This is a genomic window from Paenibacillus camelliae, assembly GCF_023715345.1.
Classification (GTDB): domain Bacteria; phylum Bacillota; class Bacilli; order Paenibacillales; family Paenibacillaceae; genus Pristimantibacillus; species Pristimantibacillus camelliae.
Genome location: NZ_JAMBNY010000001.1, coordinates 831,228 through 851,780 on the forward strand (window position 1 = coordinate 831,228; position 20,553 = coordinate 851,780).

Genomic DNA, 20,553 nt, shown 5'->3' on the forward strand with positions numbered 1-20,553 from the left:
AATTGCTAAAACAGTGCTTTGCAGAATTACAGGATCAAATTGACTTTAATACTTTATTTTTGGGCTTTTCCATTGTAGAAATCAGTAGCACAGAGCATGACACTTCTCGTATGAGTAGGGAGCACAACAAAAACAGCAGATAAGCGTCATTTTGATATTAGCGCTTTTCTGCTGTTGCTGTTAGCTTTACTTATTTTTGAATTTTATTAGTGCTTAATATGCTCTTTGCGACCAGGTATTTCCCCTGTCTCCTCATAAATACGTACGATTTCATCAATTTCCTTCTTCAGCTCTGACAGTAGCTCTGCTTCTGGTACTTTGCGAATCATTTCCCCATAGCGGAACAGCATGCCTTCACCTCGAGCGCCTGCGATACCGATATCTGCCTCGCGAGCTTCACCAGGCCCGTTTACGGCGCAGCCTAGTACAGACACCTTTAATGGTACTTTAATATTGGAGATATACTCCTCTACTTCATTCGCTACAGCGAACAAATCAATATCTAAACGTCCGCAGGTTGGACAAGAAACTAGCGTTGCAGCGTTTGTAATAAGTCCAAACGTTTTTAGCAGCTCACGAGCAACCTTTACTTCCTCAACTGGATCTGCCGATAAGCTGATACGCACAGTGTTACCGATGCCTAACGATAGCAATGCACCGATACCCGCAGAGCTTTTAATTGTGCCGGCATGAAGCGTACCTGCTTCTGTAATGCCAAGGTGCAGTGGGTACTTGATGACTTCAGCAGCCATAGAATACGCCTTAATCGCCATCGGTACATCTGACGCCTTTAGGGAAACGATAATATCGTGGAAATCTAATTCCTCAAGAATTCCAATATGATAAAGCGCGCTTTCCACCATAGCTTCAGGTGTTGGATAACCATATTTCTCGAGTAAATGGTTTTCCAAAGAACCTGCGTTGACACCAATACGAATCGGTATTCCTTTTTCTTTACATGCTTTAACGACCGCTTCAACCTTCTCACGGCGGCCGATATTTCCTGGATTAATGCGTACTTTGTCGATTCCATTTTCAATCGCACGAAGCGCTAAACGGTAATCAAAGTGGATATCAGCAACTAATGGAATATGGATCCGCTTTTTAATTTCTTTAATTGCTTCTGCAGCCTCAATATTGTTCACTGTGACACGGACAAGCTGGCAGCCAGCCTCTTCAAGACGAAGAATTTCAGCAACTGTTGCATCAACATCGGCTGTTTTAGTCGTACACATACTTTGAATGAGAACCTCATTGCTGCCGCCAATCGTTAGATTGCCAACCTTGACAGGTACGGTGTTCTGACGTAAGTACATAGTGATCTCTCCCATAAATACCAAAGCCCACCCCTTGCTCAAGTATTCATTAAGCACGAGGTGGTCCTTTGGCTGTATTCAAGGTGCGTTAAGCACTTTCTTCTTTTTTACCGTCTTTATTGCCTTCGCCAGCATTGCTAAGCTCTGAGACGATCTTGTTAGTTACCGTCTCCTCTGTAATGACGCATGTCGTTACATCATCGCGAGAAGGAACTTCGTACATCAGATCTAGCATAATGCCTTCAATAATTGCTCGCAGGCCACGTGCACCTGTTTTGCGTTTAATGGCTTCCTGTGCAATCGCCTCAAGTGCCTCTTGCTTAAACTCGAGCTTCACATTGTCTAGTTCAAGCAGCTTTTGATATTGCTTAACTAGCGCATTTTTCGGCTCAGACAAAATACGAACAAGCGCAGCTTCGTCTAGCGGCTCAAGCGTAGAGATGACTGGCAGTCGGCCTACGAATTCAGGAATTAGACCGAATTTCAGTAGGTCTTCAGGAAGAACCATTCCTAAATATTCACCTGGCTTCAAATCCTTTTGTGTTTCGCCTGAGGAGTTGAACCCGATAATTTTCTTACCAATTCTGCGTTTGATAATTTGCTCTAGTCCGTCAAACGCACCACCGCAAATAAACAAAATATTTGTTGTGTCGATTTGAATAAACTCTTGATGAGGATGCTTGCGTCCACCTTGTGGAGGTACAGAAGCAACTGTTCCTTCAAGAATTTTAAGCAACGCCTGTTGTACGCCTTCACCAGACACATCACGTGTAATCGAAGGATTCTCAGACTTGCGAGCTACTTTATCAATTTCATCGATATAAATAATACCACGCTCAGCTTTTTCTACATCGTAGTCAGCAGCTTGGATCAGTTTAAGTAGAATGTTCTCGACATCCTCACCAACGTATCCTGCTTCAGTCAAGGACGTAGCGTCAGCGATCGCAAAAGGAACATTAAGGATTCTTGCCATCGTCTGTGCAAGCAATGTTTTACCTGAGCCCGTTGGGCCTAATAGTAAGATATTACTTTTTTGCAGCTCAACGTCCTCAATCTTGCTGCCAGTGTTGATACGTTTATAGTGGTTATAAACGGCAACGGCTAAAGATTTTTTAGCGAAATCCTGTCCAATTACGTAGGAATCCAGTGTTGAACGAATATCCATTGGCTTAGGGATATTTTTCAAATCCACTTCTTCCTCTTGACCTAGCTCTTCCTCTACAATTTCAGAGCAAAGATCAATACATTCGTCACATATATAAACGCTAGGGCCAGCTACAAGCTTGCGCACCTGCTCTTGTGATTTACCGCAGAAGGAACACTTTAACTGTGTCTTCTCATCATTGAACTTAAACATTTATTCACCCCTTCAGCTCTCTAGTTAACCTACAGGCGCAGTAATGACTTTATCAATCAAGCCATATTCAACAGCGTCTTGTGCCGTCATAAAATTATCACGATCTGTATCGCGATCGATTTTATCATACGGTTGACCTGTACGTTCTACATAGATATTGTTAAGCTTTTGTTTTGTTTTCAAAATCCAATCTGCATGGATTTTAATATCAGATGCTTGACCTCTTACTCCGCCAAGCGGCTGATGAATCATAACTTCTGCATTAGGCAGCGCAAAACGCTTGCCTGGAGCACCCGCTGTCAATAGCAAAGAGCCCATACTAGCTGCAAGCCCCATACAAATAGTGCTTACATCAGGTTTAATATACTGCATTGTATCGTATATTGCCATCCCCGCAGTTACAGAACCACCAGGTGAGTTAATATAAAGATGGATATCCTTTTCTGGATCCTCAGCTGCAAGAAACAGAAGCTGCGCAATGACAGCATTTGCCACATCATCATCAATCGCACTTCCGAGAAAAATAATACGATCCTTAAGCAAGCGAGAATAAATATCGTAAGATCTCTCTCCACGATTCGTCTGTTCAACAACGACTGGAACTAAATTCATGCGATCAACCTTCTTTCCAATTTAAACTAGAGTGAACACTTCTATTGTAACACGTTGCTGAGTTGATGTCATTTTTTCGACTATGTGATTGTTAAAACCAATGGGTGAAGCTATATGTATGTGTTCTTCATTACGTTATGTATGCTGAATACCAGCAAAATAGTTATCAAGCGAGCAAATCATATACCCTATAGTTTAAAATAAGGCACGTTTGGACACGTGCCTTATTTCGTCTGTATATGTTAGCTTCGCTTAAACTGCTACGCTGTTTTCAACAAGGAATTTGATTGCTTTACGAAGCAATAGATCTTCTGTAAGGTTTTCCATGTTTCCGTTTTGAGTAAAGATGCTGCGAATTTCTTCAGCTGGGCGGTTGTATGCTTTAGACAGATTCTCAAGCTCTTCTGTAATTTCTTCTTCAGAAACAACAAGAGATTCTGCTTTTGCAACAGCCTCAAGTACAAGGTTGTTAAGCACGCGTTTTTCTGCATCACCTTTCATTTGGTCAAGAAGCGCTTCCTCGTTTTGACCAGAGAATTGATAATACAGGTCTAGCGACATGCCTTGCATGCGAAGACGGTTTTCAAAGTCCTTAAGCATATAGTCTTGTTCAGTTTCTACCATAGCAGCTGGAACTTCAACCGTTGCAGCTTCTGCAACTTTAGAAATTACTTCAGCTTCTTGAGCTTGCTTCGCTTCTTGCTCTTTGTTTTCTTGAAGCTTGCTAGCAAGATCCTTTTTATACTCTTCAAGCGTATCGAATTCACTTACATCTTTAGCGAACTCATCGTCAAGAGCTGGCAAGGATTTGCGTTTTAGCTCATGAAGCTTCACTTTGAATACAGCTGGTTTACCAGCAAGGTTTTCAGCGTGGTAGCTTTCTGGGAATGTTACTTCAACATCTTTGAAGTCACCTAGCTGCATGCCAACCACTTGCTCTTCAAAGCCTGGAATGAAAGAGTTAGAGCCAAGCTCTAGTGAATAACGCTCACCTTTACCACCTTCAAAAGCTTCACCATCTACGAAGCCTTCAAAGTCGATTACAGCGATATCACCATCTTGAGCTGCACCTTCTTCAACTACAGAAAGCTCAGCGTGACGTTGCTGCAAACGCTCTAGCTCAGCAGCAATTTCTTCCTCTGTTACTTCTGCAGATACTTTTGCAACCTCAATGCCTTTGTAGTCACCTAGTGTTACTTCAGGCTTAACCGTTACTTTTGCTGTGAAGATAAATGCTTGTCCTTTAGCAAATTGTGTAACGTCAACCTCTGGGCGATCAACAGGCTGAATACCTGTTTCATTCACTGCTGCTGTGTAAGCTTCTGGCAGTAGAATGTCAATCGCATCTTGATAAAGGCTCTCTACTCCGAATTTTGCTTCAAAGATAGTGCGAGGTACTTTACCTTTACGGAATCCTGGTACGTTAATTTTTGCTACAACTTTTTTGAATGCTTGATCAAGAGCCTCTGAAACTTTATCTGCATCCACCTCAACATTTAATGATACAGTGTTCAGCTCTATTTTTTCCCAAGTTGCTTTCATTTTATGCTTTCCCCTCCAAAAATGCTCACGCATTACATGTTTTCACGTCTAATAAACCACTCTATTATATACAAGTTATAGCTATATTTCAAGGCATGAATTAGCTTAGCTCTTGAAGATAAAGTGTAATGTCTCTTATGATCCGACTAGCCTGCTCGTAGCGGAAGCGATACTCATCTGTTATGCCGTATATCTCACGAATGTCATCCTCCACTGCTTGTCCGTACACAATGAGCTGAATCGTCGTATGTAGTCCAGCGGCGAAGCAGTCTTCAATGTACTCATCCTCATGCAGCATCCAGCCGTAGCTACGCGTTCCGTATAAGCACTGTAAGCACTCCATCCACAATTCTGTAACAAGAATTGGCATCGTAACATCAATCGCCTCTAGCGCCATTACTGCCTTATCTAAAATAGCATTGACAGATTCAGGAAATTCATTCATAGAAAGTGGTGTTTTTTCTATTTCAAGTTCAACGACTTCACCTAAGCGAGTAAACGTAACCGTCCCTGAAGCGCCTCTTTTCTTTAACGTTTGCAGCGCCTTAAACTGCAGAGCAGGATGTAGTGCACTTGATTCAAGCCACTGGATTAATCGCTCATCTAAACCTTCAGCCTCGATAAATTCAGCACGCTCAAGAGCAACGATTTGCTGTTCCATCGGTACACCGCTCTCCAGCTGACTCATTAGCTTCTCACTTGCTTGAAATGAACTGATCGAGCCATAGTCACCTAAAGCTGCTTTTCTGAATTGCTGCTCCAAATCCTCCGCCTGATCCAATTCATCGACAATATCAGTGCTCGGAAATGCCTGCTCCAGCCAGTTCAGCAGGTTCCCCCACTCTATAGCATGCTGACGCTCATCACCTTGGCATTGCAATAGAAAACGAAGCAGCTCCTTCGCATCCTCATATTGCTCTTTTTCTAAATACTGTGTCAGTTGAATTTGGTATTGATCAAGCATGGTAGGAAATAAATAAACATTATCCTGTTGATTAAACTTCTTACTAGGTTGATCCGAGATAATAACACCGCCTAACCACTTATAAATTAAGGCATATTCTATTCACCGTCAAATTATAGCACGATGTATTGAAAATAAAAAATGCACTTTTTTTTATTTTTTTTGATCAGAGGTATTGTCAATTCGAAATTTATCTGCTATATTATTACTCATGCGTCTCAGTAGCTCAGTTGGATAGAGCACTCGCCTTCTAAGCGAGTTGTCGGGGGTTCGAATCCCTCCTGGGACGCCATGAGAAGAGTATACGTGAAGTTTAATACATATAGGAAAAGCCCGAAAGCCTTGATACATAAGGTTTTCGGGCTTTTTTGTTGCTTCGATGCGCTTTATGACAGCCATCTTCATCCAACCTTCACTTTACCCTCATCACATGTGAATCACGATACTCTTGCGGTGAGCAGCCGGTTGAGCTTTTGAAGAACCTTGTAAAGGAGGTGGCTGATTCATAGCCAACTTGTCTGGCAATCTCATGAATTTTTATATTTTCGTTCACCAACAATTCCTTCGCCTTTTGAATTCGAGCTGCATCGATAAATTCTGTTAAGTTTTTTTTCGTCTCTTGCTTAAATATTCTTGATAAATAGGATGGATTTAAATACACCTGCTCCGATAATCGAACAAGTGACAAATCCTCTCCAAGATGGTTAACGATAAAATTTTGAATAAATGATATAACATTATCCGCTCTTCTTTTTTGCTCTAGCTTCTGCAGCTCAAATACTGATAGTGATAGCTTCTTTATATAGGCAGCTGCATCGCCCCAGCTATAGAAATTAATGGTGTTTACAAGACGGATCTCACCTATTTTCGCGATCACCTTATCACGTAATCCCCAGCGGTTCATATACGATAATAAATACATCGATAGTGAGCAATACGCTTGCTGAGCGACCAAATTATTTTTATCATGTATCGCGCTTAGTGGCTGTAATATTTGCTCTAGCTCCTCGAAATACTTTTCCTTTTGTCCTGATTCCAAATATTGCTCTAAAAAAGTAAATATATTGGGAGTCGCAAGCGACAGCAATGTTTGCTCTGCCTCAAATTCTTCATCATAAGGGCTATTCACTTTAGCCTCTGATTCTTCGGCTTGATCTACTTCATTATCAACGAGCAGTATCGTGTTCTCGGTTCCAATGCGGTAATTCAACAATGAATGCAGGGCTGTATACTGCTGTGAGATCTCAGTCCATGTCGTCGGCTTGCTGCCTACTGTGAAGCTAATCGAATGCTCGAGCTTATCCTGACAGCTTTGCTGAATGGACTCCAGCATCCCTTTTATGTAGTGCAACGTATGCTCATAATTGTTAGATGCCTTAGAACTAGCCATTTCCTTCGGCTGTATAAGAATAGTAAACCTAAAATGATCATCTAAAATAATAACGCATTTTAAATTCGTCGTAAGATAGCGTTTAATAATTTGTCGAACGGAGTAAATTTGCTGCACGTTTTGTAAATAGTTATTGTCCTCGATCGTGATATCATCTAATTTGCCAACAACGAGAATAACAGGAGCTTCAACGTTAAGCGGCAAGGAAAGCTGATCAAATTGATCCTTGCTTGCCTTTACAATGGAGCTTCCCTTTAGCAAGCTAAGCAGGTAACCCTCCTGAAACAGCTCTAATGCCATATGGATTTTCTCTTTGGCTTCTCGAATGAGATCGCCCGTTTTGATTTCCTTGCGGATTTTGAGTACGGTTTCCTCGACAACCTGAATGACCTTATCAATATCCTCCAGCTTTAGAATATAGCTCACGTCGGGATGCTGGATCGCTTTATAGATATAGCTAAATTCACTATGTCCCGTTAAAAAAATAATTTTACACTGTGGCCACTGCTTAAATATCTCATCCATGAGCTGTAGGCCGTTTATATTCGGCATATCGATGTCAGTAAGCACGATATCCATACGCGTGCGATGCAGCCATTCTATCGCTTCCTCGCCGCTATAGGCCTTATACACATCTAGCCCTAGGTGCTCCATCCCTCTAAAAACTTCAAATAGATGATTAACTATAATTTCCTCGTTATCTACAATTAAAAGTCTTAACATGGCTACTCCCTCAGCTTGGCATTAATTTGTAATATGACTTTTAACCCGCCTAGCTCACTTCGATCAACCTGCAGTCCATAATCTTCACCGTATAATAAACGCACTCGTCGATGGATATTGTTCAGCCCTGATGACTCACTGCTCTGAATTTCATTGAATTGCTTTTGCAGCTCTAGCAATTTTTCATCGGTTAAATGCTTCCCATTATCCTCAACAACAATCGACAGCTTATCATTAACCATTTGAAAATAAACGAGAATGGTTACGGGCCCCTTTGTATGCTCAACTGCATATTTGAATGCATTTTCAATGATAGGCTGAACAATTAAGCGAGGTACGTTAATCTCCTTAAATGTAGACAGACTGTCTTCGAAATCAATCGTCAGCTTACTAGGATAACGCATCAATTGGATATCAGCATAGGTTCGTGCATGTTCAATTTCTTCATATAAAGAGATAAAGTCAGAATCATTTTTCGTAATAAATTGGAAATACTCACCTAATAGCTTAGTGAAAGGGATCAAATTCTCATCCTGTACCTTTGCCATCGTATTAATTAAGAAAAAACTATTGTATAAAAAGTGGGGGCTAATCTGAGACTGTAGATGCTTTAATTCAGCTTTCTGTTCGAGAATCTTGTGCTTATACACCTGATCAATGAGATTCGATACGTTTTGGACCATGGAGTTAAAGCCTTTGTTCAAATAATCGAATTCATTGTTTTGGTTCACTTCCACTTTGACGTTAAAGTTCCCCTTCTCAACACTGCGGAACGACTTTACAAGCTCCTTCATCGGACGCTGGATTAATTGATAGGTATAAGCATAGATGAATATGACAAGCACAAGTACTACACCTGTAAACACCCATAGCCAGACGTAAAAGCCTTTTGTCGGAACGAGTACAACATCCTTCGGTATGAATCGAAACAGTACCATGTTTAAATAGTCGGATTTCTCAGCAATAATGAACATATCGCCGTGGCTTATGACTTCACCTATTTTGATATCGCTTTCACCTTTTGCGAAGGATTGCACAACTTCATTAGATAACTGATCCTCTTCACTATAGATCGTTAATCCATTCGTTAGATCCAGTAAGATCGAACGGCTGTCTGGATAGGTATCGAACTGCTTTAGTGCTTCACGGAATACTGCCGTATTTAGTTCGATTTCAATCATATACAAGGGGCTCAACCCCATATGTCCATTTAAAAAAGTAGTTAGATGAAGGTTCCCATTATAAATTAATAATTGAGCGCCCTTCATCCCCACAGGTATTCGTAATGCTTCAAATTTATCGCTATTCAAATCGCCTACCGATTTCTTAGAGGAAATCGTTTTTCTTATCGGGTGGATATGCGCACTAACATTTGAAATATACGCATTACTGTTTTGAATCGATACTAGACGATGATGCAGCTTTCTCATACTCTCCATCGTTTCATAATCGTCCATAATCGAATGTCTTATCGCGAGCTTATTTAAATCCTCATCATTCAGCACATCATATTGTAATATTTTTATACGATCTATCTCTGCCTCTAGCCCCTCTAAGTAAAAGGTGACCTGGGCAGTCGTTGATTTAAATATTTCGTCCTTAACCGTTTTCAAGCTCCAGTTGTACATATAGATCCCTAGTGCGACTATAACTACGATTGCTGCTAAGAATGTAGCAATTAATCTAACAAAAATGCTAGATTTAATCGTCACCCCCTCCTTTATATTCTTTTACTACATTTTAACAAAAATTCTATCATAACACATTACTATTTTTTATATCGCAAACAACAGCTCATTGGCTAAACCATTAGCCCTTCACACTTCCTAAAACCATACCTTTTACAAAATATTTCTGTAAAAATGGATATACGCAAATGATTGGTAACGCACCCAAAAAGATTTGAGCGGACTTTAATGTTTTGTCGGAAATTTGAGCCATGACCTTGGCTTCTTCAGGTGTTAATGTCGCAAAGTTTTTCTGTACGACGACCGTCTGTATATAGCTTTGCAGTGGGTAATTACCTGGATTGTTCATATAAATTAAGCCATCAAACCAGCTGTTCCAATGCCCCACTAACGAAAACAATAGTATCGTTGCAATTGCCGGCATCGATATTGGAATATAGATGCTCCAAAGGGTTCTCCAATGACCTGCGCCATCCATAAATGCAGATTCACTTAATTCCTTCGGTGTGATTCTAAAGAAATTTAGCAGAATAATTACACTAAATACAGGTACAGCACCAGGTAATATTAATGCCCAGATCGTGTCAATCAGCCCTAATTCCTTCACGAGCATGTAGGTTGGGATTAATCCTGCGCCAAAAATCATCGTAATGAAAAAGGTCCACGCATAAAAGGTCCGAAAGCTAAATTCATTCTTTTCCTTAGATAGCGGATACGCAATCGTTGTAGCTAACAATACATTAATTGCTCCTCCAAGGGCGATGCGCTGCAGCGATACAATCATAGAGTCCCAGAACGCTTTACGCTGAGCTACAAACTCATAGGAGGTTAAAGAAAATTCTTTAGGCCAAAAGGTTACCGTACCCGTAGCTGCAATCGCACTTGATGATAATGAGATTGCTAAAATATGAATCATTGGAAGCACACAGACCGCCGCGACCAAAATGAGAAAGATATTGTTAATGACAATAAACCAGTCTAGCTTTTTTTTGATTCGCATTCCTATACCCCCTAAAAGATTCGATAATCAGCAAATCTATAAGCAAAATAGTATGATGATGAGACGAGTATTAGCGCAATGACAGATTTAAACAACCCGACTGCTGTCGCTACACCAAACTGTGCATCTAATAAACCAATCCGATAGACGAACGTATCCAGTATATCTCCACTCTCATATACCATTGGGCTGTACATGTTGAATATTTGATCGAATCCCGCATTCAAGAGATTACCTAAACTCAAGACCATCAATAAGACGATGACCATCCGAATTCCAGGTATACTAATGTGTATCGTCTGTTTCCATCGGTTAGCGCCATCAATTTGAGCCGCCTCATACAGATTTGGATTAATCCCGGTTAACGCTGCAAGATAGATAATCGTTCCGTAACCAAATTCCTTCCACGTATCTGTTATGATCATCGTATACGGGAACCACTTATTGTCGCCCAAAAAGAATATAGATTCTAGGCCAAGTTTGTTTAAAAATGTATTAATCAGGCCATCCGTTGGTGACAGCATGTCTATAAAGATACCACCTAATACGACCCATGATAGGAAGTGTGGTAAGTATATCGCTGTTTGAATGCTGCGTTTCAATAGAATATGCTTCATTTCGTTTAATAGTAATGCAATAGTGATCGGAACAACTAAGCCCAATATGACCTTCATCGACGCAATATAAAAAGTATTCCACAGAATATTATCGAAATTAGGTAGGCTCATTACATACTTAAAATTATCAAATCCTATCCATTTTTGATCACCAAAGAGCCGTTTAGCTGGAATAAATTTCTGAAACGCAATAATAATGCCAGCCATAGGGACATAGCTAAATATGAGAATGAATATAAACCCTGGTAAGATCATGAGATTTAACGGCAATTCCTTCTTTAACTTTTTTATATTCAGTTCAATCACCCTCTCCTATGGATTAAGAAGATGGAAAGCAAGGATATACCTTGCTTTCCATCATTTTTTTACTTGTTTGATGCATACCATTCATTGACTTCTTTGGTAATGTCGGATCCACCGACTTTATACCAGTCGTCTACGAATTTATCAAAATCATCCAAAGGAACTGCACCCATAATGATTTTTACAAATGTCTCTTTTTCCAAAGCCTCTAATGTAGATTTTCTTTCAGCCATTGTTTCTGTAGGTGAACCAGCAAACGCTTCATACATGAATAGGTTATCATTCATATAGTTAACCCCATGTCTGTAGACGCCTTCTGCTCCATAGATCTTAGGCCAACCCCATTGAGACGTATCCCCATTTTCGAATGCTGTAATATTGCGATAAATAGCTAGTGCTTCACCTGTTAAGCTGTCAAAGCTATTATTTTTCCTTGCCTCTTCAATCTCTTGGAAAGCTCGAATGTTTTTAAATGCTGATGCAGGCTGTACTGGAGAATACTTCCATACCCCTACACTACCATTCGCTTCTGGCATGTAATAGTAATCGAAATCTCCTGATTCACCCCAGTTAAGCTCAACGTGCAAATTGAACATTTTGACAAGTGCTTCAGGATTAGAATATCCCTTTCTTACTACCCAGTAGCCGCCGTCTGATTGGAATTTTTGTGGAGAAAGGGCTGGTTTGCCGTCAACAGATACGAGCGCATAGCCTACCCAGTTTGCATCAGGATCATTTTGGTAGTTGCTGATTAGCGGATACATAGGATTCCATTGTGCACCATAATCGATACCAATTTTACCAGCTGCAATACTTTCAGCTACTTTCCCGCCATCTTTAACACCGAACTCTTTATCAAGCTGACCACTTGCATACATCTCAGATAACGCTTTCAATCCTTCCTTAACTTCAGGAAGCGTACTTCCCCAAACTAAATTGCCTGCGCCGTCATCAATCCACATATTCGGATAAGCATGGTAGCCTGCAAAAAATCCTTCCAAGCCCATTGCACCGCCGTATAAATCCTTGGTTAAAGCTAAGCCATAAGTGTCATTCACATTGTTACCGTCTGGATCTTGTGTTGTAAATGCTTCAGAAATTTTCAATACATCCTGTAGAGAAGTTGGCTCAGGTAGGCTTAATTTGTCTAACCAATCCTTGCGAATCCACAGATATACACCATCACCGTAAACGTCTGCCTTACCAATCCCCATTATCTTTCCATTAACTGTGCCAGAATTAAGTACTGCAGTTCCTTGTTCAGCATACAGCTCCTTTAGATCATCAGATGCGTACTGCTCCCAATATGGTGTTAAATCTTCAATTAAATCTGCTTCAGCAAGCTGCTTCAATTGCGCTGGCGATACGCGAAGCATATCCGGTAAATCCCCAGACGTTAAGGTCACGTTCATTTTTTGTGTATAAGCATCGCCAGTACTAACGGTCCAGTCATAGACTACATTAATACCTAGTTTTTCGGAAAACGCTTTCAACCATCTGTTGTCTTCAATCGTCTCTCCTGGTGTTTTAGGAATAATATTATCTTGCGTGTCATTGTCAACATCTCTAGTAAAATGAATCGTAAGTGGTGTTTCGTACTTGCCGAATGGATCAGCATCTCCGATTGCGGCATCATTTGAATTGTTGCTGTTAGAACCATTGTTGCTTGAATTGTTGTTGTTTGCATTCGTTTGAGTTGGAGTGTTGTTTTGTTTTTCATTTGAGTTTGAGCTACATGCTGCTAGAGCTCCAGTGGTAACCATCAGCGAGATCAACAGAAGTATTGCCTTTGAATACTTTTTTTTCTTCACTTTAAAACCCCTCTCATTTAATATGAATACTTAACACAATTTAAATTTTAAGGTACTTACTACCATTCGTATATTTTCAATTTGTTACTTAATTATCATCTCTTTACACCATCTATAATTTCTATATTTTCACTTTTTGATAACGTTATCATTTCTTTACCTTCTCGTAAAAAGGCTTCTATAAGAAGCAAATGATAGTAATATTATGCATAGCACTAATTGTTCACTAGTAAAGCAACCCCAGTTACGAAAGGAAGTATGAAATGGCCAAACTACATATTAACGTCAATAAGAAATTGTCAGTTATTAACAAAAATATTTACGGACATTTTGCTGAACATTTGGGTAGAGGTATTTATGATGGGATCTTCGTTGGACAAGATAGCCCGATTCCAAATATCCGTGGGATTCGTACCGATGTGTTGAATGCATTAAAGCATATTAACGTACCTGTCATTCGTTGGCCCGGAGGTTGCTTTGCTGAATATTACAACTGGAAAGATGGCATTGGTCCTAAACGAAAAAAGATGGTGAATAGCGGCTGGGGCGGTGTTATCGAAAACAACGCCTTTGGTACTCATGAATATTTTGATCTATGTGAGCTGCTCGAATGCTCAACCTATATTGCGGCGAATGTCGGCTCCGGTACACCGAGAGAAGTGAGTGAGTGGGTAGAATATATTACATTCGATGGCGAATCGGAGCAATCAGATCTTCGACGCTCACATGGTAGAGATAAACCGTGGACGCTAGATTTTATCGGTATTGGAAACGAAAATTGGGGCTGTGGTGGCCATATGCGTCCGGAGTATTACTCTGACCTCTACCGACAATTTGAATCCTTCATTCGTCATTACGGTAATAAAAAAATTCAAAGAGTTGCTTGTGGTCCTGATGGTGATGATCAAAACTGGACCGAGACTGTTATGCAGCTAGCTGGCCATCGCATGGACGGAATCTCACTTCATTACTACACGATGCCAGGCTATTATTCTACTGATAAGTATAAATGGGAATCAAAATCGTCTGCTACAGCGTTTGATGAACATAATTATTATCGAACGCTAGATCGAGCTTATTTTATGGATGAATTAATCGTACGGCATAAACGAATAATGGACAAGTACGATCCAGATGGAAAGGTAGCCCTGATTGTTGATGAATGGGGCACCTGGCATCTTGCAGAGGAAGGCACCAATCCCGCCTTCTTATATCAACAAAACACGATGCGAGATGCGATCGTAGCTGGCTTGTCCTTGAACATATTTAATTTACATAGTGATCGCGTTACAATGGCTAATCTGGCTCAGATGATCAATGTTCTGCAGTCTCTTATTTTAACCGAGGGTGACCAGATCGTACTCACACCAACCTACCATGTGTTTGATCTGTATAAAGGGCATCACAATTCTACACTAGTAGACAGCTTACTAGAAGCAGATGACTTGCAAGTTAATGAAGCAAAGCTTCCTCATCTGCACGTGAGCGCCTCAGAAAAACAAGATGGCAGTATTCATCTTACGATCGTCAATTTATCCGCTCATGACGATGTCCAATTGCATACCCATTTAGAAGGAAGAAGCTTCTCAACAGCGAAACTTCGCTATATATCAGGAGCGATTACAGACCACAATACGTTCGAGCAGCCTGAACGAATTACAATTCAAACCGCTGAACCGTTAGAAATAAACAATAACGAATTAACGATAAAGATATCTCCTTGCTCTGTATATGAAGTCATTTTAACGTAAAATCTACGAAGCCGGATTCAACGTTCGAATCCGGCTTCGCTTTATATGCTATTACAACGTTATGATTGCCATACGTTCTTTACTTTTCTGTGCTTCCACTTGTCATCGCCTTTTCAGCTTCGAGCGTACGCATGCCCGCTTCAAGTGTTCGAATAATACGTTCCGTATCATAGACACAGCCCTTCCATGTCCCTCCGCTTGCTGCTTGTAAGGCAGCCCATAAACGAGTATCATCTGGGAGATGCATGTCTTCATGAATGTCTGATAGCATCGTTCGCTTCGATAATATGGCGCTGCCTGCCTCTGGTGATTCCGGATGCTCTCCACAGCCTACCATATTAATATTCCCCTCAAGCTTGTGGGTATCAATTCGAATGTCAATCCAATCACCTGTGCGGAGCTTTCCAATCGGACCGCCTGAAAGAGCCTCGGGACCAATATGACCAATACAAGCACCGGTGGAGACACCAGAGAAACGAGCATCTGTTAACAGAGAGACATACTTACCAAAAGACAAATGCTTAAGGGCAGAGGTAAGCTGATACGTCTCCTCCATGCCAGTACCTGAAGGACCACGACCAACTAAAGCTAATATATCTCCTTCGACGATGCCTCCTGTTTTAATTGCTTGGATGGCATCGCGCTCTGTTGTAAATACTTTAACTCTTCCTATGTGACGAAATACCCCCTGATCATCAAGCATCGATGGCTCAATAGCCGTTGACTTTATAACCGAGCCCTCAGGAGCGATATTACCGACAGGAAAGGTTAATGTCGAGGTTAAGCCTGCTTGCTTAGCTCGCTCAGGACTATAGATAACAGTATCTGGGTCAATTCCCTCCTGCTGCTCTAAATAATCCCGCATTCGCTTACGTCTCTCTGACGTTTCCCACCAGTCAAGTGTTTCACCGAGTGTAACACCTGCTACCGTAAGTACTTGCTCCTCTAATAACCCTAGCTTTCTTAGATGCAGCATCACCTCTGGAACACCGCCAGCTAAAAATAAACGGATCGTTGGGTGAGGAATTGGACCATTCGGCAGTACACTCACTAATCTCGGTACACTTCGATTAATACTCGCCCAATCTGCTACATCAGGTACGGACAAGCCTGCTGCTTGTGCAATAGCTGGAATGTGCAGCAGCAAATTCGTAGAGCCGCCGAACGCTGCATGAACGACCATCGCATTGCGAATCGAAGCATCAACTAGTACATCAGCTGTCGTGAGACCTTGACCGGCAAGCTGCATCGCTGCCCTCGAGGATTGACGTGCCATCTCTAGCCATACGGGCTGACCGGAAGGAGACAATGCAGCATGTGGGACGGTTAAGCCAAGTGCCTCTGCAACGACCTGTGCCGTACCTGCTGTACCAAGAAACTGACAGCCTCCACCTGGAGTTGCGCAGGCGCGACAGCCAAGATCTGCTGCTTCCTCTAGTGATAATTCTCCGTTTGCATACCTTGCTCCAATCGTTTGGATCTTGCCTGCATCTTCACCTTGTGTAGGTGGGAGCGTGACACCTCCAGGCACGATTACACCTGGAATGTTTTTCATGCCAGCGATGGCGAGCATCATAGCTGGCAATCCCTTATCACAGGTCGCAACACCTAGTACAGCTGCTCGATTGGGCAGTGAACGCATTAATCTTCGCATAACGATCGCTGCATCATTTCGGTAAGGCAACGAATCGAACATCCCTGTTGTCCCTTGTGAACGCCCATCGCAAGGATCACTTACGTAGCCTGCAAACGGAATATTTCCATGTTTGTTTATTTCGTCGGCTGCTTCTCGCATGAGCAGTCCAATCTCCCAATGACCGGTATGATACCCGAGAGCGATGGGATGACCATCATCCGAACGTATACCACCTTGAGTTCCTAGTAATAGAACTTCTTTTCCTTTGAGACGGCTTGGCTTCCAGCCCATCCCAACATTCTGACTCCAACCGAAAAGATCACCGCTTGGCGCATTTAGCAGCATGTCGTGTGTGAACGGTAAGCTTCCTTCTGGTCCGCGTGCATGTGTTTCAATTTTGAAGAACGTTTCATTCTCAGGTCCCATCACTTGACTGAGATGATCAGTCATTCCACATCGCTCCCTTTACTAAGGCTTAATAAACACAGTTTTAATCGACGTATAGAATTCAATGGCAGCTTGCCCCTGCTCCCGTGAGTGCGAGCTTGAGTTTTTCATACCTCCGAATGGTGCTTGCAGCTCAACTCCTGCAGTTTCGGCATTAACACGAACTAAACCTGCTTCTGTCTCATTAATAAAGGTCAATGCATTACCAATATTTTTTGTGTAGATCGAAGCGCTTAAGCCGTACTGTGTATCATTAGCTAAAGCAATCGCATCCTCAAAGCTATCTGCCTTAATTAAGGTGAGAACAGGACCGAAGATTTCTTCTTGCGCAATCGCCATATGTGAAGTGACATCATCAAAAACAACTGGTGCGATAAAGTAGCCTTCCATAGACTTATCGTCTTGTTGCTCTTGACCTACAACCATCTTAGCTCCCTCATCAAGACCTTTCTGAATGTAGTGCTTAACCGTCTCGTATTGTTTTTGATTGGCACAAGGACCTAGCCAAGTAGTTCCATCCAGTCCATCTCCTACCTTAAGCTGCTTTACCTTTTCGATTAAGAGCTCGCGGAATTTTTCATAAATATCCTTCACCACGATGACTCGGCTAGTTGCCGTACACTTCTGTCCCGTGGAGCGCAGGCCACCTGAGATCGTCGCTTCTACAGCTAGCTCCAGATCCGCATCTGCCGCAATAATGATCGGATTTTTCCCGCCCATTTCCAGCTGGTATTTTGCACCACGCGCAGCAGCGGTTTGACCGACTTGCTTGCCGACCGTATTAGAGCCTGTAAAGGTGATGCCATGGATATCTTTATGCTCAGCTATCGTCTGGCCGATGATTCTTCCTTCTCCAATGACCATATTTAGAACGCCCGCTGGAATCCCCGCTTCATGAAAGCAGATCATCACAAGTGATGCCGTGACAGATGTTTCACGCGCCGGCTTCCATACAACCGTATTGCCATAAATAAGTGCAGGTGCGATTTTCCAGATCGGGATTGCTACCGGAAAGTTCCAGGGTGATATAACGCCCACAACGCCTAAAGGTGCTCGCGTCGTGTACATTAATGCGGATGGGTCAGTAGCAGGAATAACATCGCCTACCGGTCTCATTCCCTCGCCAGCAAAGTATTTAAGAATTGCGATACCTCTCGTTACTTCACCTTTTGCTTCACCTAGCGTTTTCCCCATCTCTCTTGTCATCATTGTTCCGATCGCTTCCACTCTTTCTTCCATGATGCTTGCAACCTTGAACAATACATTGCCACGCTCCGCACCAGTCATGCTGCGCCACTTCTTACGAGCTTCGCTCGCGGCCACAACAGCAGCCTCTATATCTTCTTCATTAGAAAGCGGAACTGATCCAACTTCCTCATTTATGCGTGCTGGGTTTTTATTGACAACATAATTGTCTGACTTTGGTGCCAGCCAAGCTCCATTAATATAGTTTTGAACAGTTAATACTTTCGTTTCGATAGACATGTTTACATCCTCCTAAATATAGCGTTTTATCGCAGGGCTTCTGCAGCTAATTCATGCTCATAGACAGCAACGTTGACAAGCGTACCTAATCCTTCAATCTCGATCTCAATTCTGTCTCCCGATTGGAGTGTGAAATCATTAGGCGGCACGAGACATGTACCTGTTAACAGCACCGTTCCAGCAAATAGAACATTATCCTTCTTTAGGTAGCTAACTAATTCGTCAAATGTACGCTTTAGCTGCTTGGAATTTGCTTGTTCTTCAACGACGAGCTGACCATCTCGATATACTCGACATGCCATGGAGAGTGAATAGGGATCATCGATCGTTTCTGCCAAGCGAACAAACGGCCCGATCGCACAGGAACGTCTCCATATTTTAGCCTGAGGCAGATAAAGAGGGTTTTCACCTTCGATATCACGGCAGCTCATATCATTACCAATCGTATAACCAATAATGGCACCGCTTTCATCTAGAACAAGCCCAATTTCAGCTTCAGGAACCTGCCACTTTGAATCCGTGCGAAGACAAACCTCTTCATTAGGTCCTACTGTGCGCTGAGCAGTTGATTTCATAAATAGCTCTGGGCGATCCGCATCATACACCTTATCGTAAAAGGTTAGGCTATCTAGCTTACCTTCCGTTGCTTCATAATTTCTCGCCTCTCTGCTTCGTTGATAGGTCACTCCTGCAGCCCAAACCTCAGGAGCATCCACAGGTGTAAGGAGCTGCAGTTCATCTATCGTTGAGCTAATAGGTGTTGCTTGCTGCAAAATAGATTGGACATACGCTGCGGTTGTACTTCCATTATGACGTGCTGCAGCAACAAGGTCCATTAGATTCGATTCAGGTAAGCGGTAAAGCTCTCCCTTGTCAGTTACTACTCCCAGGTAAGTATGTAGCGCATCACGGTAACGAAAAATATTCATAAATATAATCCTCCATTCAATTGTTTTATAATGTAAAACAACGTTCTTGAAAATGGCGATAATAAAGAGGGAGAAGCGTAAATCTCCTACCCTTACGGCCTGTAGCCCAGTCCAGTTGAAATATATCTCGAGGTTTCACTCAAGCGTAGCAACAACGCTTCTAGCTCCTCATCGTTGACCGTTGTAATTAACGTTGAGAGACTGATAGCGGCAATAACCCGCCCACTATGATCGTAAATTGGAGCTGCGATGCAACGAACGCCTATTTCATTTTCCTCTCTGTCATAGGCTACTCCTCTTTCAATTACCTGTTGCAATTCTATTCCAAAGTCATCTGCATTATTAATTGTATGTGAGGTATGAATGGAATATTGATAATTTTCTAGCAGCTTCTCTCTTTCATTAACAGGCATGTATGCAGCAAGTATTTTTCCTACTGCACTACTATGGAGCGGTACTCTACGGCCAATCCATGAGTAACGAATAGCTGCTTTGCTTCCTTCAACCTTATCAATGTACACGCCTTCTGAGCCATCTCGGATGACGAGATGTACGGTCTGCCCTGTCTCTTCCGATAGCCTGCTGAGATACACGTTAGCAACTTCTCTGATATCCAGTCCTCTTAACATTAGCTGCCCTTTTTCTAATAGCTTCATGCCGAGTTTATACAGCCCATGCTCATCTTGTTCGATATAACCATGTAATTGCAGCGTCTTAAGCAATGAATGTACCGTGCTTTTATGAAGACCTAAGCGCAAGCTAATCTCAGTAATTTTCAATTCTTTGTTGTAGTCATCGAACAAATCTAGTATTTGAAGTGCTCTGTCTACCGACTGAATAATCGGCAAAAAACTCACCTCCCTCTCGTTTTATAATATAAAACAGCGTTTACATATATTGTAGCAAATCATGAGCGAATTCGTCTAGTTTTATTACCCATTTCCTGAATATTTTTTTACAACAGTGGTAAACATAAACAACA

At 41.9% G+C, this 20,553-nt stretch carries 15 protein-coding genes and 1 tRNA gene; 2 read left to right on the top strand and 14 right to left on the bottom strand.

Annotated features, from left to right (window positions below; translation table 11 throughout):
• Positions 1 to 206: 206 nt before the first annotated feature.
• The 5 genes from ispG to M3180_RS03880 form a co-directional block, all read right to left on the bottom strand.
• Positions 207 to 1,316 carry a flavodoxin-dependent (E)-4-hydroxy-3-methylbut-2-enyl-diphosphate synthase gene (gene ispG / locus M3180_RS03860; protein WP_251665942.1) on the bottom strand — a complete coding sequence of 370 codons (1,110 nt, stop codon included), beginning with the start codon at positions 1,314 to 1,316 and terminating at the stop codon, positions 207 to 209.
• A gap of 88 nt (positions 1,317 to 1,404) precedes the next feature.
• Positions 1,405 to 2,673, bottom strand: a complete 1,269-nt coding sequence (gene clpX / locus M3180_RS03865; RefSeq protein WP_251665943.1) for an ATP-dependent protease ATP-binding subunit ClpX — start codon at positions 2,671 to 2,673, stop codon at positions 1,405 to 1,407.
• Positions 2,674 to 2,697: 24 nt separating this feature from the next.
• A complete protein-coding gene (clpP, locus tag M3180_RS03870; protein ID WP_251665945.1) occupies positions 2,698 to 3,285 on the bottom strand; it encodes an ATP-dependent Clp endopeptidase proteolytic subunit ClpP in 588 nt (195 codons plus the stop codon).
• Between the two features lie 252 nt (positions 3,286 to 3,537).
• The gene (tig, locus tag M3180_RS03875) at positions 3,538 to 4,827 is read right to left on the bottom strand and encodes a trigger factor (RefSeq protein WP_251665947.1); all 1,290 of its coding nucleotides are present in this window, start codon (positions 4,825 to 4,827) and stop codon (positions 3,538 to 3,540) included.
• A gap of 100 nt (positions 4,828 to 4,927) precedes the next feature.
• On the bottom strand, positions 4,928 to 5,791 hold the full coding sequence (locus tag M3180_RS03880; RefSeq protein WP_251665949.1) for a hypothetical protein: 864 nt from the start codon (positions 5,789 to 5,791) through the stop codon (positions 4,928 to 4,930).
• 215 nt (positions 5,792 to 6,006) lie between these two features.
• On the opposite strand from M3180_RS03880, the gene M3180_RS03885 reads away from it, so the two are divergent.
• Positions 6,007 to 6,083 (top strand) — tRNA-Arg (locus M3180_RS03885).
• Positions 6,084 to 6,203: 120 nt separating this feature from the next.
• Here the strand turns inward: M3180_RS03885 and M3180_RS03890 are convergent.
• The 5 genes from M3180_RS03890 to M3180_RS03910 all read right to left on the bottom strand — a co-directional run bounded on the left by M3180_RS03890 (position 6,204) and on the right by M3180_RS03910 (position 13,323).
• Positions 6,204 to 7,904 (bottom strand): response regulator transcription factor, encoded by a 1,701-nt coding sequence (locus M3180_RS03890; protein WP_251665951.1) that lies wholly within the window; start codon positions 7,902 to 7,904, stop codon positions 6,204 to 6,206.
• A gap of 2 nt (positions 7,905 to 7,906) precedes the next feature.
• Positions 7,907 to 9,616: a sensor histidine kinase gene (locus M3180_RS03895; RefSeq protein ID WP_251665953.1), complete on the bottom strand. Its 1,710-nt coding sequence runs from the start codon at positions 9,614 to 9,616 to the stop codon at positions 7,907 to 7,909.
• A 97-nt stretch (positions 9,617 to 9,713) separates the two neighbouring features.
• Positions 9,714 to 10,592: a carbohydrate ABC transporter permease gene (locus M3180_RS03900; RefSeq protein WP_251665955.1), complete on the bottom strand. Its 879-nt coding sequence runs from the start codon at positions 10,590 to 10,592 to the stop codon at positions 9,714 to 9,716.
• A gap of 11 nt (positions 10,593 to 10,603) precedes the next feature.
• Positions 10,604 to 11,464, bottom strand: a complete 861-nt coding sequence (locus M3180_RS03905; RefSeq protein ID WP_251666353.1) for an ABC transporter permease — start codon at positions 11,462 to 11,464, stop codon at positions 10,604 to 10,606.
• A gap of 110 nt (positions 11,465 to 11,574) precedes the next feature.
• The gene (locus tag M3180_RS03910) at positions 11,575 to 13,323 is read right to left on the bottom strand and encodes an extracellular solute-binding protein (RefSeq protein WP_251665957.1); all 1,749 of its coding nucleotides are present in this window, start codon (positions 13,321 to 13,323) and stop codon (positions 11,575 to 11,577) included.
• Between the two features lie 263 nt (positions 13,324 to 13,586).
• Here M3180_RS03910 and M3180_RS03915 point away from each other — a divergent pair, with 263 nt between their 5' ends.
• Positions 13,587 to 15,074 carry an alpha-N-arabinofuranosidase gene (locus M3180_RS03915; RefSeq protein WP_251665958.1) on the top strand — a complete coding sequence of 496 codons (1,488 nt, stop codon included), beginning with the start codon at positions 13,587 to 13,589 and terminating at the stop codon, positions 15,072 to 15,074.
• 79 nt (positions 15,075 to 15,153) lie between these two features.
• Here M3180_RS03915 and M3180_RS03920 read toward each other — a convergent pair whose 3' ends face one another.
• From M3180_RS03920 to M3180_RS03935, 4 genes are all read right to left on the bottom strand, one after another.
• On the bottom strand, positions 15,154 to 17,160 hold the full coding sequence (locus M3180_RS03920) for a YjhG/YagF family D-xylonate dehydratase (protein WP_251665960.1): 2,007 nt from the start codon (positions 17,158 to 17,160) through the stop codon (positions 15,154 to 15,156).
• An 18-nt stretch (positions 17,161 to 17,178) separates the two neighbouring features.
• Positions 17,179 to 18,642, bottom strand: coding sequence for an alpha-ketoglutaric semialdehyde dehydrogenase GucD (gucD, locus tag M3180_RS03925; protein WP_251665961.1), 1,464 nt, complete (start codon positions 18,640 to 18,642; stop codon positions 17,179 to 17,181).
• A 26-nt stretch (positions 18,643 to 18,668) separates the two neighbouring features.
• Complete coding sequence (locus M3180_RS03930; RefSeq protein ID WP_251665962.1) at positions 18,669 to 19,571, bottom strand: fumarylacetoacetate hydrolase family protein; 903 nt, start codon at positions 19,569 to 19,571, stop codon at positions 18,669 to 18,671.
• A gap of 92 nt (positions 19,572 to 19,663) precedes the next feature.
• Positions 19,664 to 20,419: an IclR family transcriptional regulator gene (locus tag M3180_RS03935; RefSeq protein ID WP_251665963.1), complete on the bottom strand. Its 756-nt coding sequence runs from the start codon at positions 20,417 to 20,419 to the stop codon at positions 19,664 to 19,666.
• Between the last annotated feature and the right edge of the window lie 134 nt (positions 20,420 to 20,553).

Coding starts and splice junctions, on each gene's coding strand:
- ispG (WP_251665942.1), bottom strand. CDS start 1,316: ATGTACTTACGTCAGAACACCGTACCTGTCAAGGTTGGCAATCTAACG.
- clpX (WP_251665943.1), bottom strand. CDS start 2,673: ATGTTTAAGTTCAATGATGAGAAGACACAGTTAAAGTGTTCCTTCTGC.
- clpP (WP_251665945.1), bottom strand. CDS start 3,285: ATGAATTTAGTTCCAGTCGTTGTTGAACAGACGAATCGTGGAGAGAGA.
- tig (WP_251665947.1), bottom strand. CDS start 4,827: ATGAAAGCAACTTGGGAAAAAATAGAGCTGAACACTGTATCATTAAAT.
- M3180_RS03880 (WP_251665949.1), bottom strand. CDS start 5,791: ATGCTTGATCAATACCAAATTCAACTGACACAGTATTTAGAAAAAGAG.
- M3180_RS03890 (WP_251665951.1), bottom strand. CDS start 7,904: ATGTTAAGACTTTTAATTGTAGATAACGAGGAAATTATAGTTAATCAT.
- M3180_RS03900 (WP_251665955.1), bottom strand. CDS start 10,592: ATGCGAATCAAAAAAAAGCTAGACTGGTTTATTGTCATTAACAATATC.
- M3180_RS03905 (WP_251666353.1), bottom strand. CDS start 11,464: ATGATCTTACCAGGGTTTATATTCATTCTCATATTTAGCTATGTCCCT.
- M3180_RS03915 (WP_251665958.1), top strand. CDS start 13,587: ATGGCCAAACTACATATTAACGTCAATAAGAAATTGTCAGTTATTAAC.
- M3180_RS03920 (WP_251665960.1), bottom strand. CDS start 17,160: ATGACTGATCATCTCAGTCAAGTGATGGGACCTGAGAATGAAACGTTC.
- gucD (WP_251665961.1), bottom strand. CDS start 18,642: ATGTCTATCGAAACGAAAGTATTAACTGTTCAAAACTATATTAATGGA.
- M3180_RS03930 (WP_251665962.1), bottom strand. CDS start 19,571: ATGAATATTTTTCGTTACCGTGATGCGCTACATACTTACCTGGGAGTA.